General features: G+C 67.3%; 1 protein-coding gene (running past one end of the window). It reads left to right on the top strand.

Annotation, left to right across the window (positions count from 1 at the left end; genetic code table 11):
- Window positions 1-183: 183 nt before the first annotated feature.
- Window positions 184-17,697: the start of a non-ribosomal peptide synthase/polyketide synthase gene (locus tag ACQP2U_RS37280; RefSeq protein ID WP_433716714.1), read on the top strand. The gene runs 26,484 nt beyond the window's last position; the window shows 17,514 of its 43,998 coding nt (coding positions 1-17,514); it begins with the start codon at window positions 184-186; its stop codon lies off the right edge, out of view.

The raw sequence follows: 17,697 nt of genomic DNA, 5'->3' as shown, positions 1-17,697 counted from the left end.
GGGCATGGTCGCGCCCATGTAACAAGGTCGGCCTGGCGGGCAGATAGTGCCAATGAACATTTTTTGCTTGATTGATGAGAACTGAACGCGGGAACACAGACGCCCACGCTGGCCTAGGTGCGCGTCCACATCCCGGTGTTCATCGGGGAGCGCTCGTGTGGTGTTCCGGAAGCGAGGTTACGGTTGGACCGGCTGGATTTCGGCGGAAACGGCGAAACTGGTGGCGAACGAGCGCACGCTGCCTCGAGGGAGTCGAGTGAGCCGTTCCCGCTGTCTCCGGCGCAGCTGGGTATCTGGTACGCCCAGCACGTCGACCCGCAGGTGCCGATCAACATCGCGCAGTACGTCGACCTGCACGGCGACCTCGACCTCGAGGTCCTGCGCGAGGCGCTGATCAGCTCCGGGCAGGAGCGCGGCTCCGGCATGCTCTGCATCACCGAGATCGATGGCCAGCCGTATCAGTGGATCGACTACACGATTCCGGACCGGGACAAGGTCTACTACGTCGACTTCCGCGGTGAGGACGATCCCGAGGCCGCCGCCATGGCGTGGATGCGCGCCGAGTACAGCGCCCCGCTGAACCTGCTCGAGGATCGGCTGCTGCGCTTCGCGGGCCTGCAGGTGGGCGATCACCACTGGTACCTGTACCTGCGCGCGCACCACATCGTGCTGGACGGCTTCGGCGCGGTGACCAACCTGTCCAGGGTGGCCGAGTGGTACACCGCCCTGTTGAACGGCACCGAGCCCGCACCGGCCAATGCCGCGCACCTGCGCACGCTCCTCGAGCAGGAGATGGCCTACCGGGACAGCTCCCGGTTCCAGTCGGACAAGAAGTACTGGGCCGAGCGGGTCGCCGGTGTCGAGGACGGCACCAGCCTGGTCGGCCGGTCCGCGGGGCCTGCGCCGATCAACACCCTCAGCAGTGTGCTGCTCTCGGACGAGCAGAACGCGGTGCTCGACGCGGCTGTGACGCGCCATGATTCGTCGCCGGCCGGGTTGCTGCTCGCCGCGTTCGCCGGATATCTGGCGCAGTGGACCAGTTCCGAGGACGTGATCCTGAGTCTGCCGGTGACCGCGCGGACCACCGCCGTGATGCGCCGCTCCGGCGGCGTCTCGTCCAATATCGTGCCGCTGCGGCTGCGGATCGGGCACGAGACCACCGTGGCCGACGTGCTCAAGCAGGTCCAGGTCGAGGTGACCGGCGCACTGCGGCACCAGCGCTACCGGCATGAGGACATCCGCCGCGACGCGGCCGGTGAGGGAGTGGTGACCAGGGAGTTCTTCGGTCCTTGGATCAACATCATGCTGTTCCAGGACAAGATCAGCATGGGCTCCATGGTCGGCACCATGGTGGTGCTGTCCACCGGAAGCATCGAGGATCTCGGCGTCAACTTCTATCAGTCCGAGGGCGGCTCGCGCGCGCGCATCGACTTCGAGACGAACCCGAACCTGTACTCCGAGGCGGAGACGCGGCGTCAGCACGAACGCTTCCTCGAATTCTTCGACCGCTTCCTGCGGGCCGAGGCGGATGCGCCGGTCTGGGGCCTCGAGCTGACCACGGCCGCGGAGCGGGAGCTGACCGTCGCGGAGTGGAACGACTCCGAGCAGGACGTCCCGGCAACCACCCTGGCGACCCTGCTGGATGCGCAAATTCAGCTGACCCCGGACAACGTTGCCCTCGATTTCGAGGACGCCACGCTGACCTATGCGGAATTCGCCGCGCGGGTCAACCGGCTGGCCCGCTTCCTGATCGCCGACGGTGTCGGCCCGGAATCCCTTGTCGCACTTGGCATGCGACGTTCGCTCGAGCTCGTCGTCGGCATGCACGCGGTGCTCAAGGCCGGTGGCGCGTATGTGCCGATCGATCCGGATCATCCCGCCGATCGCACCGCCTACATCCTCGAGTCCGCGGCACCGGTCTGTGTGCTGACCGTCTCTACCGACGAACTCGAGCTGCCGGAATCGGTGCGCCGGGTCGAGATCGACACTCTCGATGTATCGGCGTACGACGCTGCGCCGGTGGCGGATTCGGAGCGGCTCGCACCGCTGCGGCCGGACAACACCGCCTATGTGATCTACACCTCGGGTTCGACCGGACGCCCGAAAGGTGTTGCGGTAACCCATCATGCGATCGTCAACCAGCAGCTGTGGATGCTCGATGAGTACCGGCTGACCGCTGACGATGTGTACCTGCAGAAGACCGCGACCACCTTCGACGTTTCGCTGTGGGGTTACTTCCTGCCGCTGATGGTCGGCGCGAAACTTGTTGTCGCGACCCCGGACGGGCACCGCGATCCGCTGTATGTCGCCGAGATGATCGAGCGGCACAAGGTCACCGTCACCGACTTCGTGCCGTCCATGCTGACGGTCTTCGTCGCCCACGCCACCGCCGCCCAATGTGCCACGCTGCGTGCGGTTTTCGTGATCGGTGAGGCGCTTCCGCCGGAGACCGCCGCGAAATTCAGGGAGATCACCACTGATTTCTCCGGTCGCTCCGCAGGCTCCGCTCCCGCCGGACTGCACAACCTCTACGGCCCCACCGAGGCCGCGGTCTCGGTTACCTACTGGGAGGCCACCGCCGCCGACACCGTCACGGTGCCGATCGGCATTCCCGAGTGGAATGTCCAGGTCTACGTGCTGGATTCGCGGCTGCGTCCGGCGGCCGTTGGCGCACCGGGTGAGCTTTATCTGGGTGGACGTCAGCTGGCGCGCGGTTACCGTGGTCGTCCGGATCTGACCTCGGACCGATTCGTCGCCAACCCGTTCGGTACCGATGGCGAGCGCATGTACCGCACCGGTGACCTGGTGCGCTGGAGTGTCGCGGGCACCCTGGAATACATCGGCCGCACCGACTTCCAGGTCAAATTCCGTGGTCAGCGCATCGAGCTCGGTGAGATCGAAACCGATCTGCTCGCTCACCCCGCCGTCAGCCAGGCCGCGGTGCTCGTGGTCGATACCGCGACCGGTCAGCAGCTGGTCGCCTATGTCGTACCCGCGCCGGGGCAGTCGATCGAACCGATCGAGCTCACCCGGTTCGTCGCGGAAAAGCTGCCGAGCTACATGGTGCCCGCGGCGATCATGGTGCTGGACGCGTTCCCGCTCAACACCTCCGGCAAGCTGGATCGCAAGGCCCTGCCGGAGCCGGTATTCAGTGCGGACGCGGCTGTCTTCCGCGCGCCGCGCACCCCGGCCGAGCAGATCGTGGCGGCCATCTTCGCCGATGTGCTCAGCCAGGAACGCATCGGTATCGATGACAACTTCTTCGATCTTGGCGGCAACTCGCTGGTCGCCACCCAGGTGGTGGCGCGGATCGGCGCGGCATTCGGCACCCGCATCGGGGTGCGCGCGCTGTTCGAAACCCCGACCGTGGCAGGTCTGGCCGCACGCGCCGAATCGGCCCCGCCCACCGAGCGGCCACGTCCGGCCCTGGTGGCCCAGGAGCTGCCCGAGCAGGTGCCGCTGTCGCTGGCTCAGCAGCGCATGTGGTTCATCAACCAATTCGACTCCACGCTGCCGACCTACAACCTGCCGTTCGTGGTGCGGCTGGGCGGTCGCGTCGATCTCGACGCGATGCGGGCCGCGCTCACCGATGTGCTGACCCGTCAGGAATCGCTGCGCACCATTTTCCCCAACTCGGGCGACGGTGCCTATCAGCAGGTGCTGCCGATCGAAGAGGTCGACCTCAGCATCACCGTGCAGCCGATCGAGGCGGCCGAACTCCTCGAGGTGCTGACCGAATTCGCCTCCGCTGGCTTCGATGTCTCCACCGAACTGCCCATCCGGGTGCGCCTGTATCAGATCACCGATGCGTCCTCCGATCACACCGCCGACTACGCGCTCGCGTTCGTCGTGCACCACATCGCAGCGGACGGCGTCTCGTTCGGACCGCTCGCGCGCGATGTCACGACCGCGTACCTGGCCCGCGCGGCCGGGCAAGCGCCAGCCTGGGCACCCCTGCCGGTGCAGTACCGCGACTACACCCTGTGGCAGCGCGAATTGCTCGGCGCCGAAAGCGATCCCGACTCCATGGCCGCCCGCGAGATCGCCTACTGGCGGGACGCGCTGGCCGGGCTGCCGGATCAGCTGGATCTGCCCACCGATCGGCAGCGTCCGCCGGTGCAGAGCTTCCGCGGCGCACAGTTCAATTTCGATATCGATGCCGAACTGCACACCCGGCTGAGCGCATTGGCCCGTGCCGAGGGCGCGACCCCGTTCATGGTGCTGCACGCCGCGCTCGCGGTGCTGCTGGCCCGGCTGTCCGGCACCACCGATATCGCCATCGGCACCCCCATCGCCGGACGCGGCGAACAGGCCCTCGACGACCTGATCGGCATGTTCGCCAACACGCTCGTGCTGCGCTCGGAGGTCGATCCGGGTCGGTCCTTCACCGAATTCCTCGCCCGCACCAGGGAAATCGACCTCGCGGCATTCGCGTACAGCGATGTTCCGTTCGAGCGTCTCGTCGAGGTGGTCAACCCGACGCGGTCGCAGGCGCGGCATCCGCTGTTCCAGGTGATGCTGTCGTTCCAGGAGATGTCGCACGGCACGCTGGAACTGCCCGGACTGTCGGTGTCGGCGGCCGAGGTCGAAGTCAATATCGCCAAATTCGATCTGCTCTGGACACTGACCGAACATCGCGGCAATCAGGGCGAGCCCGCGGGCGTTTCGGTCGCCGTCTCCTACGCCACCGACCTGTTCGACCAGGCGACGGTGTCCTCGTTCGCCGATCGGCTGGTGCGGATCCTGCGCGGTGTGACCGTGGATCCGGCGGCGATTGTCGGCGATGTCGATCTGCTCGACGAGCGCGAGATCGAGCTGGCCCGTGACGGCTGGCATGGCACACCGCGTGCGATCGAGGCGGCCGGGACGGTCAGCGATCTGTTCATCCGTCAGGCGGCCGCGACACCGGATGCGGTCGCTGTTGTCGACCGCTCCGTGGACGGCTTCACCCCGGCCGTCGGCGCTTCGCTGGCCCACCCGTCGCCCGACCACCACCCCTCATCGAGTCGCTCCGCGACGCTGACGTATGCCGAGTTCGGGGCTCGGGTGCACGCGCTCGCGCGCTGGCTGATCCAGGCGGGCGTCGGTCCGGATGTACCGGTCGCGCTCGGTATGCGGCGCTCGCTCGAGCTGATGATCGCGATCCACGCGGTGCTCGAGGCCGGTGGCACCTACGTGCCGCTCGATCTCGATCAGCCGGCCGAACGCATCGCCCATGTGCTCGATACCGCGGCCCCGGCCTATGTGCTGACCAATTCTCGTGACCGCTTCGCGCCGGAGGGCATGGAGTCGCTCGTTGTCGACGAGCTCGATCTGTCCGGGATCTCCGATACTCCGGTGACCGATGCCGAGCGCGTCTCGCCATTGCGCCCAGAGCATTTGGCGTACGCGATCTTCACCTCGGGCTCCACCGGGCGTCCGAAGGGCGTCGGCGTATCGCATGCCGCGCTGGTGCACCAGATGCGCTGGCTCATCAGCGAATTCGGGATCGACGCCGAGGACGTCGCGCTGTACAAGACGCCCGCCACCTTCGACGCGTCGGTGTGGGAGCCGTTGGCGCCCTTGCTGACCGGTGGCCGGACCGTCATCGCCACCCACGACGGCTACCGCGACACCCAATATCTGACCGAGGTCATCGCCGCCGAACAGGTCACCATCACCTCGTTCGTGCCGTCATTGCTGACTGTATTCGCCGGTACCGTCGATCCGGTGGCACTGAGCTCGGTGCGCATGCTGCTGGTCGGTGGTGAGGCATTCACCGGCGAGGCGGTAGAGGCGTTCCGCAAGCTCGGTCGCCCCGACATCACCCTGATCAACCTTTACGGCCCAACGGAATTCACCGTCAACGCGACCCACGCGGTCGTCCGCGAGGTGGTGCGCGGCGCGGTGCCGATCGGTGCGCCGGTCTGGAACACCCAGGCATACATCCTGGACGCGCGGTTGCATCCGGTGCCGCCGGGTGTCGCGGGTGAGCTGTACCTGTCGGGACCCCAGCTGGCGCGCGGATATCTCACACGTGCGGATATGACGGCCGATCGCTTCGTCGCGAATCCGTTCGGCCCCAGCGGTTCTCGCATGTACCGCACCGGTGACCTGGTGACCCGCGATGCGGCGGGACAGATCGTCTACAGCGGTCGCACCGACTTCCAGGTGAAACTGCGCGGTGTCCGGATCGAGCTCGGCGAGATCGAAGCCGCCTTGCGCGCCCATCCTTCGGTGGCGCAGGCAGTCGCGCTGGTCCGTTCCGACAGCAGGCTCGGCGACCAGTTGGTCGCCTATGTGGTGCCGACCGAGGCCGAGCCGGAAGCCGGATTCGATGTCGCGCTGCGCACGCATCTGTCCGCCATGGTGCCCACCTACATGGTGCCCGCGGCTTTCGTGACGCTCGAGGCCATGCCGCTCAATGCGAACGGCAAACTCGATCGGCGCGCCCTGCCCAAGCCGGTCTTCGAGGTGCACACCTTCCGTGCGCCGAGCACGCCGATCGAGGAGATCGTCGCCCAGATCTTCGGCGAGGTGCTCGACCTGCCGCGCGTCGGCGTGGACGACGACTTCTTCGACCTCGGCGGCAACTCGCTGATCGCCACCCAGGTCGCCTCCCGCATCGGCACCGCACTCGATACCCGAGTGCCGGTGCGGATGGTGTTCGAGGCCTCCACCGTGGCCGCGCTGGCGGCTCGGGTGGAATCACACGCCGGTGCGGGTGCCCGCAGCGCGCTGGTCGCCCGGGAACGCCCGGAAGCAGTGCCGCTGTCGCTCGCGCAGCAGCGGATGTGGTTCCTCAACCGCTTCGATACCGCCTCCGCGGTCAATAACATTCCGGTCGCCATCCGGCTCTCCGGTGATCTCGATGTCGCCGCATTGCAGGTCGCGGTCATCGACGTGATCGACCGGCACGAATCGCTGCGCACCGTCTTCCCGGAGACCAAGAGCGGTCCGGTTCAGGTCGTGCTCGACGCCGCGCAGATCGTGCCCGATCTGACGCCGTACCGGGTCACCGAGGAGACCCTGGTCGAGCATCTGATCGACCTGGCCTCCATGGCCTTCGACGTCACCGACGAAGTGCCGTTGCACGCAAGGCTTTTCGAGATCAGCGAATCCGAGTTCGTACTCGGCATGGTGGTACACCATATTTCGGCCGACGGTTGGTCGATGGGGCCGCTGGCGCGCGATGTCATGGTGGCGTACGCGGCACGCACCTCGTGGGAGTCGCCCGCTTGGGCGGCGTTGCCGGTGCAGTACGCGGACTACGCGCTGTGGCAGCGTGAGGTGCTCGGCTCCGAGGACGATCCGAATTCGCTGATCTCCAGCCAGATCCGATACTGGACCGAACAACTCGCGGATCTGCCCGACGAACTGGTGCTGCCCTCGGACCGCCCGCGTCCGGCGATCGCCTCCTACCGGGGCGGTACCTACGCGTTCGTGATCTCCGCCGAGACCCAGCGTGCGCTCATCGATCTGGGCCGCAAGCACAATTCGTCGCTGTTCATGGTCATGCACAGTGCGCTCGCGGTGTTGCTGGCGCGCGCCAGCGGTACCAGCGATATCGCCATCGGCACCCCGGCGGCCGGTCGTGGTGAGGCCGCGTTGGACGACCTGATCGGCATGTTCGTCAATACGCTCGTATTGCGCACCGATGTCGCGGGTTCGGCGAGTTTCGCCGATCTGCTCGCCCTGGCGCGGGAAACCGACCTGCAGGCGTTCGCGCATGCGGATCTGCCGTTCGAGCGCCTTGTCGAAATTCTCAACCCGGCCCGCTCGCAGGCGCGCAATCCGCTGTTCCAGGTGATGCTGGCGTTCCAGAACGTCAAGCAGGCCAACCTCGAACTGCCCGGGCTCTCGGTCAACGGCATCGATTACGACGCGCGGCTGGCCAAATTCGATCTGCAGCTGACCCTGCAGGAGACCCAGGAATCCGGCGAGGCCGCCGGTATGTCGGCCGAAATCTCCTATGCCCTCGATCTTTTCGACGAGGACACGGTATCCGCCTTCGCGCGCCGCCTGGATCGAATTCTGGCGGCCATCATCGCCGATCCGACCGTGCCGGTCGGCGATATCCAGCTGCTCGACGATGAAGAAACCGCACTGGCGGTCCTCGGCTGGAACGACACCGAGCACGATGTGCTGCCGCGCCGTCAGCCCGGTCGCACCCCGCGTCGGTCCGGTGCTCACCGAACTGGTGGGCTCACCCTGGTCGGCGAGTTCGCCTCGCAGGCCGCGGCCACACCGGATGCGGTCGCGATCGTGGACCCGGCGACCGGAACCTCCCTGACCTATGCCGAATTCGGTGCGCGCGTGCACCGGTTGGCGCGGCGGCTGATCGAGGCCGGTGTCGGGCCGGAAAAGCTTGTCGCCCTCGGTCTGCGGCGTTCGGTCGACCTCGTGGTCGCGGCCTATGCCGTGCAGGAGGCCGGTGGTGGCTATGTGCCGCTGGACCTGGATCAGCCCACTGAGCGGATCAGCTATGTGCTCGAGTCGGCGGCACCGGTCTGCGTGCTGACGACCTCGCGCGACGACTTCGAAAGCGGCGGGCTGCCGACGCTTTCCATCGATGAGCTCGAGCTCTCCGCGTACTCGGATGCGCCGGTTACCGATGAGCAGCGGATTGCGCCACTGCGGCCGGAGAACACCGCCTATGTGATCTTCACGTCGGGTTCGACGGGTCGGCCGAAGGGTGTGGCGGTGCCGCACGCGGCCGTCGTCAACCAGATCCGTTGGATCACCGGCGAATACGGTATCGGTGCCGATGACGTCGTGTTGTTCAAGACTCCGGCGACATTCGACGTGTCGGTGTGGGAGCTGTTCGGCCCGTTGAGCACCGGTGGCCGGATCGTCGTCGCGAGCCCGGATGGTCATCGCGACCCGCGGTACCTCATGGAAGTCATTGCGGCCGAACGGGTCACGATGACCTCCTTCGTGCCATCGATGCTGACCGTCTTCGCGGGCAGTGTGGATGCCGCCGGTGGTGCGGCGTTGGAATCGTTGCGCGCATTGCTCGTCGCGGGTGAAGCCTTCACCGGTGACACCGTCGCCGCGATTCGCAAGGTCAGCTCCGCTGAGCTCTACAACCTCTACGGCCCGACCGAATTCGCGGTGCACGCGACGCACGGCCCGGTGGCGCAGGGGCTGGTCGGCGCGGTGCCGATCGGTCTGCCGGTCTGGAACGCCCAGGCGTATGTGCTCGATGCTCGTCTGCATCCGGTCGCGCCGGGTGTCGCGGGTGAGTTGTATCTGGCCGGTGCGCAGTTGGCGCGCGGCTACTTCGGGCGTACCGATCTGACCGCGGATCGCTTCGTCGCCAACCCGTTCGGCGTCTCCGGATCCCGGATGTACCGCACCGGCGACCTGGTGACCCGCAATGCCGACGGTGCGATCGTGTACCTCGGCCGCACGGACTTCCAGGTGAAGCTGCGTGGTCTGCGCATCGAGCTGGGGGAGATCGAAACCGCGCTCACCGCACACGATTCGGTGGCCCAGGCGGTCGCGCTGGTGCGCGCGGATGCGCGGACCGGTGATCAGCTGGTCGCCTATGTGGTGCCCGCCAGCGGGGGCGCGGTCGACCTCGACGAGCTGCGCGCGCACCTGACCGAGCAGCTGCCGTCCTATATGGTCCCCGCCGCGATCGTGGTGCTCGACGCGATGCCGTTGAACCCCAACGGCAAGCTGGATCGCCGCGCGCTGCCCGAGCCGGTCTTCGAGGCCAAGGAATTCCGCGCACCGTCGACCCCGATCGAAGAGATCGTCGTCGACATCTTCAGCGATGTGCTCAGCCACGAGCGCATCGGCATCGACGACAACTTCTTCGATCTCGGTGGCAACTCGCTGGTCGCGACCCAGGTGGTGGCGCGGCTCGGTGCGGCACTGAATACCCAGGTTCCGGTGCGACTGCTGTTCGAGGCGCCGACCGTCGCCGCACTCGCCGCGCGCGTGGAGGCCAGTGCCGGGGCCGGCGCCCGCCAAGCGCTGACCGTGCGCCCGCGACCGGAGTATCCGCCGCTGTCGCTGGCCCAGCAGCGGATGTGGTTCCTCAACCGCTTCGACGCCGATTCGGCTGCCGATAATATTCCGGCGGCGGTGCGCCTGCACGGGCATCTGGATCTGCCCGCCCTGCGTGGCGCCATCGCCGATGTGATCACCCGGCACGAATCGCTGCGCACGATCTACCCGTCCCATGAGGGCGTCGCCTACCAGCAGGTGCTTCCGGCCGCGCAGGCGATTCCGGAGCTGGAGATCGTCCCCGTCGCCGAAAGCGAATTGGGCAGTGCCCTTTACGAATTCATCGGTCGCGGTTTCGATATCACCACCGAATCCGTGCTGCGGATTCGGCTCTACCAGGTAGAGCGTGCGCCGCTGAGTAGTAAGAAGTGGCGCGACAACACGCAGAACCATGTGCTCGCGGTCGTGGTGCATCACATCGCTGCCGACGGCTTCTCGATGCGTCCGCTGGTCCGCGATCTGATGTCGGCCTATATCGCGCGCAGTTCGGAATCCGCGCCGGTGTGGCCGCCATTGGCGGTGCAGTACGTGGATTACGCACTGTGGCAGCGCGAAACTCTCGGCTCCGAGGACGATCCGACCTCGCTGATCTCCGAACAGCTCGGCTACTGGCGCGAAACCCTGGCCGGACTGCCGGAGGAACTGCGCCTGTCGCCCAAGCCGCGGCCGGTCGTCGCGTCGTATCAAGCGCGTACGCACCGATTCCAGCTGCCCGGTGCACTCGTGGAGGCGCTGAACCGTGTCGCGCACGAGCACAACACCACGCTGTTCATGGTGGTGCACAGCGCATTCGCGACCCTGCTCGCGCGGCTGAGCGGTTCGGATGACATCGCCATCGGCATCCCGGTGGCCGGTCGTGGTGAGCAGGTCCTCGACGACCTGGTCGGCATGTTCGTCAACACCTTGGTGCTGCGCACCCAGATCGATCCGACCCAAGCGTTCACCGATCTGCTCGCCCAGGTGCGCGAACGCGATCTGCAGGCCTTCGCACATGCCGATGTGCCGTTCGAGCGGCTGGTCGAGGTGCTCAACCCGGCCCGTTCGCAGGCGCGGCATCCGCTGTTCCAGGTGATGCTGTCTTTCCAGAACCTCGGGCGCACCTCGCTGGAGCTGCCCGGACTCGCGGTTTCCGAACTCGGCATCGATCCGCCGACGGCCAAGGTCGACCTGCAGCTCACGCTGAGCGAGGGCGAGGAATCGGAGATGGCCGCCGAACTCGTCTATGCCATCGATCTTTTCGACGATCGGTTCGCGCAGGCGTTCGCCGAGCGGTTCGTCCGGGTGCTGCACGGAATCACCGCCGCGCCGGCGATCGTGGTCGGCGATATCGATCTGCTCGACGATACCGAGCGGGCCCAGGTGCTCGACCGGTGGAACGAGACCGAATTCCCGGTGGACGCGGCGCTGACCTCCCCGGTCGGCGATGCGGCCGCCACCTTGGTTTCGCTGTTCGAGGCGCAGGTGCTGCGCACCCCGGACGCCTACGCGGTCAGCTACGAGGGGACAACTCTGTCCTATGCCGAGTTCGCCGCCCGGGTGCACCGTTTGGCGCGCTGGCTCAAGCAGAACGGGGTCGGCCCGGAATCGTATGTGGCCCTTGGCATGCGGCGCTCGATCGAGCTGGTCGTCGGTATGTACGCGATCAATGCCGCCGGTGGCGCCTACGTGCCGCTGGATCCGGATCATCCGGCCGAGCGCATCGATTACATCCTGGAGACCGCACGGCCGGTCTGTGTGCTGACCGCGGGCACCGATCTGGAGACCACGGTGTCGCGCCAGGTCCGCATCGATGAACTCGACCTGTCGGAGTTCTCGGATGAACCGCTGACCGACGCGGATCGGCATCGGCCGCTGCGTCCGGGCAATACCGCGTACGTGATCTTCACCTCGGGTTCGACCGGCCGGCCCAAGGGTGTCGCGGTCTCGCACGCCGCGATCGTCAACCGCCTGGTGTGGATGCACGCCGAATACGGTCTGTCCGCCGAAGACGTTGTGCTGCAGAAGACTCCGGCGACCTTCGACGTATCGGTGTGGGAGTTCTTCTGGCCGCTACAGGTCGGCGCACGCCTGGTCGTCGCCAAGCCGGACGGCCACCGCGATCCGGCCTATATGGCGCGGCTCATCGTCGACGAGCAGGTCACCACGGTGCACTTCGTGCCGTCCATGCTCTCGGTGTTCGTCGCCGAGGACCGCGCGGCCGAATGCAGGAGTCTGCGTAATGTTTTCGCCTCCGGTGAGGCGCTGCCCGCCGGGGCCGCGCAGCGCCTTCGGCAGCTGACCGGCGCGCGTTTGCACAATCTGTACGGCCCGACCGAGGCCGCGGTCGACGTCACCTTCCACGAGGTGACCGATGCCGATATCAGCTCGGTGCCGATCGGCGCCCCGGTGTTCAACACCCAGGTCTACGTGCTGGATTCGCGGTTGCGTCCGGTGCCGGCGGGCGTCCCGGGTGAGCTGTATCTGGCGGGCGCGCAGTTGGCGCACGGCTATGTCGGCCGCCCGGACCTGACCACCGAACGATTCATCGCGAACCCGTTCGGTGCCGCGGCGCGCATGTACCGCACCGGTGACCTCGTGATGTGGACACCACGTGGTGAACTGGAGTACCTGGGCCGCACCGACTTCCAGGTGAAGCTGCGCGGTCTGCGCATCGAACTCGGTGAGATCGAATCGGCGCTCACCGCCCAGGACGCGGTGGCGCAGGCGGTCGTGCTGGTGCACTCCGATGAGCGGACCGGCGATCAGCTGGTCGCCTACCTGGTCGCGAATCCGGACCGGGCCATCGATATCGAGACCGTCAAGAACACCCTCGGCGTGCAGTTGCCCGCCTACATGGTGCCCGCGGCCTGCCTGGTGCTCGACGAGTTCCCGCTCAACGCCTCCGGCAAGCTGGATCGCAAGGCGCTGCCCGCACCGACCTTCGCGGCCAAGGTATTCCGCGCGCCCACCACCCCGGTGGAGGAGATCGTCGCGGGCACCTTCGCGGAAGTACTCGGTCTGCAGGGCGTCGGACACGGCGTCGGCCTGGACGACGACTTCTTCGAACTCGGCGGCAACTCGCTGATCGCCACCCAGGTGGCCGCACGACTCGGCGCGGCGCTGGACACCCAGATCCCGGTGCGCGCGCTGTTCGAGGCCTCGAATGTGGCGGCACTGGCCGCGCTGGTGGAATCGGCCGCCGGCGAAGGTGGTCGGGCACCGCTGACCCCGCAGCCGCGCCCCGAGCTGGTCCCGCTATCGCTGGCCCAGCAGCGGATGTGGTTCCTCAACCGCTTCGACAATCGCACCGCGGTCAACAACATTCCGGTCGCCGTGCGGCTCACCGGCGAGGTCGATATCGTCGCGCTGAATGCCGCCATCGGCGATGTGCTGGCCAGGCACGAGGCGTTGCGCACCATCTACCCGGAGGTCGAAGGCACCGGTTACCAGCATGTGCTGCACACCGACGAGGTGCGCTTCGAGCTGGCGACCGAGACCATCGCCCCCGGCGCGGTGCCAGCGCGCATCGTCGAGCTGGCCAGTGTGTACTTCGATGTGACCAGCGAGGTGCCGTTCCGGGCCAACCTGCTCAGCATCGATGAGCACACCCATGTCGCGGTGCTCGTCATGCATCACATCAGTGGTGACGGTTTCTCGCTGCGTCCGCTGCTGCGTGACGTGGTGCTGGCCTACACCGAGCGCGGTCGCGGTGCGGTGCCCACGTGGGCGCCGCTGGAAGTCCAGTACGCCGACTACGCGCTGTGGCAGCGCGCGGTGCTCGGCAGCGAGGACGATCCGGAATCGGTCGCGGCACAGCAGCTCGCGTACTGGACCGAGCAGCTGGCCGATCTGCCCGATCAGATCGAGCTGCCCGCCGATCGCTCGCGGCCCGAGGTCGCCTCCAATACCGGTGGCACCCATGGCTTCTCGATCGATGCCGAATTGCATGCCGCACTGGCCGAACTCGCGCGCGCCCGCGGCGTCACGCTCTTCATGGTCATGCACGCGGCACTGGCGGCCTGGGCGGCCCGGCTGTCCAATAGCACCGATATCGCCATCGGCACCCCGATCGCGGGCCGCGGTGAACGCGCGCTCGACGATCTGGTCGGCATGTTCGTCAATACGCTGGTGCTGCGCAATGAGGTCGAGCCGAGCGCCAAGTTCAGCGAGCTGCTCGCGCAGGTGCGCCGCACCGATCTGGCGGCCTTCGCCAATGCCGATGTGCCGTTCGAGCGGCTCGTCGACGTCATCAGCCCGGCGCGATCGCAGGCGCACCACCCGCTGTTCCAGGTGGCATTGACCTTCGAGGCCGCCTCGGCCGCGGAAATGGGCACCATCGCGCTGCCGGGTGTGGAACTGTCGGTGGTCGAATTCGACCCTGGCACAGCTAAATTCGACGTCCAGCTGACCGTCGGTGAGACCGCCGATGGTGCGCTCGGCCTGTCGTGGAACTACGCCACCGAACTGTTCGATCCGGAGACGGTGGCGTCGTTCGCCGATCGCCTGGTCCGGATTCTGCAGAGTGTGGTCGAGGATCCCGAGGTCGTCATCGGCGATATCGATCTGCTCGGTGAGGCCGAGCGACTCAATGTGTCGCAGCGCTGGGTGTCCTCCGGATTCGACAGCCTGGCGCGCGCGACGGGCCAGGAAGCGGCAGCCCGCGTGACCACGCAGGGCGGCGGGAATCGGCACAGCACAGCGCGATTCAATGCCCCCGGTGCCACCCTGGTCGATCTGTTCGAGCAGGCGGTGGCGGCGCATCCGGACAATACCGCGGCCAAATTCGGCATCGAATCGCTGACGTACGCGGAGCTGGACCGGCGCGCGAATGTCTTGGCGCGCAGGCTGATCGCCGACGGTGCTGGTCCCGAGTCGCTGGTCGCGGTGATCCTGCCGCGCTCGCTCGACCTCGTGGTCGCGCTGCTCGCGGTGGTGAAGACCGGTGCGGGCTATGTGCCGGTCGATCCGACCTACCCGGCCGACCGCATCGCCTACGTGCTCACGGATTCACGTCCGACCAGCGTGATCCTCGATTCCACGGTCCAGGTGACGGTGCCCGACGAGCTGGCGACCGTGGTGCTCGACGGATTCGCGGTGGAGACCGGCAATGTCGAGGACGCCGACGACGCCCCGATCACCGACGCCGACCGTATCGCGGCGCTCACCCCGGACAATGTCGCGTATGTGATCTACACCTCCGGTTCGACCGGACGCCCGAAGGGTGTGGCGGTCGCGCACCGGAATGTGGTGCGGCTGTTCGCCAATACCGATCGCGACTTCGGCTTCGGCCCCCGCGATGTGTGGACGCTGTTCCACTCCTACGCCTTCGACTTCTCGGTGTGGGAGCTGTGGGGTCCGCTGCTGTTCGGCGGCACCCTGGTGGTCGTCGACTACTACACCTCGCGCTCGCCCGAACAGTTCCTGGAACTGCTGCGGGTGGAACAGGTGACGGTGCTCAACCAGACGCCCTCCGCGTTCTACCAACTGGCCGAGGCGGATCGCAATGCCGCACCGGATGCCGACCCGCTGGCCTTGCGCTACGTCGTGTTCGGCGGTGAAGCCCTGGAACTGCGTCGACTCTCGGATTGGGTCGCCCGACACGGCGACGGTGCCGATCGACGCTCCGCTCCGCTGCTGGTCAATATGTACGGCATCACCGAGACCACGGTGCACGTGTCCTACCGTGCGCTGGACGCCGCGACCATCGCCGCCGCCTCCGGCAGTGTGGTCGGGCGTGCCATCGCGGGTCTGCGCGTGTACGTCCTCGATAACCGGCTGCGGCCGGTTCCGGTCGGTGTCGCGGGCGAAATGTATGTCGCCGGACCGCAATTGGCCCGCGGCTACCTCGGGCGCGCGGACCTGACCACCACCCGCTTCGTCGCGAACCCGCTCGCCGACGCGGAGGCCGCGGGCACCCGCCTGTACCGCTCCGGCGACCTCGCGCGCTGGAACCGCTTCGGCGAACTCGAATACCTCGGCCGCGCCGACGACCAGGTCAAGGTGCGCGGCTTCCGCATCGAACTCGGCGAGATCGAATCCGCCATCCTGGCCCAGCCCGGCATTGCCCAGGCCGCGGTCATCGTGCGCGAGGATCAGCCCGGCGATCAGCGGATCGTGGCCTATGTGGTCGCCGAACCGGATGTGATCCCGGACCTGGACGTGGTGCGCAGCGGTGCGGCGCAACGACTGCCGTCCTACATGGTGCCCGCCGCGCTGGTGCGGCTCGAGTGGATTCCGTTGACCGTCAACGGCAAGCTGGACCGCCGCGCACTGCCCGCACCCGCGGTGCAGGCCAAGGCCTTCCGCGCCCCGGTGACACCGGTCCAGGAGACCGTCGCCGCGGTCTTCGCCGATGTGCTCGACCTGCCGAGGGTCGGTGTCGACGACGACTTCTTCGACCTCGGCGGCAACTCGCTCATCGCGACCAGGGTCGTCGCCCGTATCGGCGCGGCACTGGGCACCACCGTCCCGGTGCGCGCGCTGTTCGAGGCATCCACCGTGGAAGCGCTCGCGGCTCGGGTGGAATCGCATGCCGACGGCGCCGCGCGCGCCCGGCTGGTCGCCCGTCCGCGCAAGGCCGACGAACTCGTGCCGCTGTCGTTCGCACAGCAGCGCATGTGGTTCCTGAACAAGTACGACACCGCATCCGCGGCCTACAACCTTCCCGTCGCCATTCGGTTGACCGGTGCGCTCGATATCGAGGCACTGCGGCTTGCGGTGGCGGACGTGGTGCGCAGGCACGAATCGCTGCGCACCCGCTACCCGGAGCACGGCGGCACCCCGGTCCAGGTGATCGTGCCCGCCGACGCGATCGCGCTCGACCTGCAGCCGGTTTCGGTCGATCCGGCCGAGCTGACCGCGGTGGTCACCGAATTCGTGACCACCGGCTTCGATGTGTCCGAACAGGTTCCGCTGCGGACCAGGCTCTTCGCCGCCGGTGCCGACGAGCATGTGCTGGTCGTCGTGGTGCACCACATCGCGGCCGACGGCTTCTCCATCGGCCCGCTGACCCGCGACGTGATGCTGGCCTACACGGCGCGCGCTCAGGACGCCGCGCCCGGCTGGGCGCCACTGCCGGTGCAGTACGCGGACTTCGCCATCTGGCAGCGCGAAGTCCTCGGCAGCGAGGATGATCCGACTTCGCTGATGGCGCGTCAGGTGGTGCACTGGAAGCGCGCGCTCGACGGTGTCCCGGACGAACTGCCGCTGCCCACCGACCGCCCGCGGCCCGCGATCGCCTCGTACCGCGGTGCGACGGTGCAGACCGAACTGTCCGCCGAACTCATCGCGGCGCTGGAAGGTATCGCGCGCCAACGCGGTGCCTCGCTGTTCATGGTCATGCACAGCGCGCTCACGGTGCTGCTGGCCCGACTGTCGGGCACCGACGATATCGCCGTCGGTTCGCCGATCGCGGGACGCGGTGAGCAGGCGCTCGACGATCTGGTCGGCATGTTCGTCAACACCCTCGTGCTGCGCACCGGCATCGATCAGTCGGAGCCGTTCACGGCGCTGCTGGACCGGGTGCGCTCGACCGACCTGGATGCCTTCGGCAATGCCGACGTGCCGTTCGAACGGCTGGTGGAACTGCTCGCCCCGGAACGCTCGCAGGCGCGCAACCCGCTGTTCCAGGTGATGCTCGCATTCCAGAACCTGGAGCGCACCGCACTCGAATTGCCGGGTCTCTCGGTGTCCGCACTGGACCTCGACGAGAATGTGGCCCGC

This window comes from Nocardia sp. CA-084685 (genome assembly GCF_050955785.1).
Taxonomy (GTDB): domain Bacteria; phylum Actinomycetota; class Actinomycetes; order Mycobacteriales; family Mycobacteriaceae; genus Nocardia.
The sequence above is the reverse complement of the archived record's forward strand: the minus strand, read 5'-3'. Positions and strand labels throughout refer to the sequence as shown.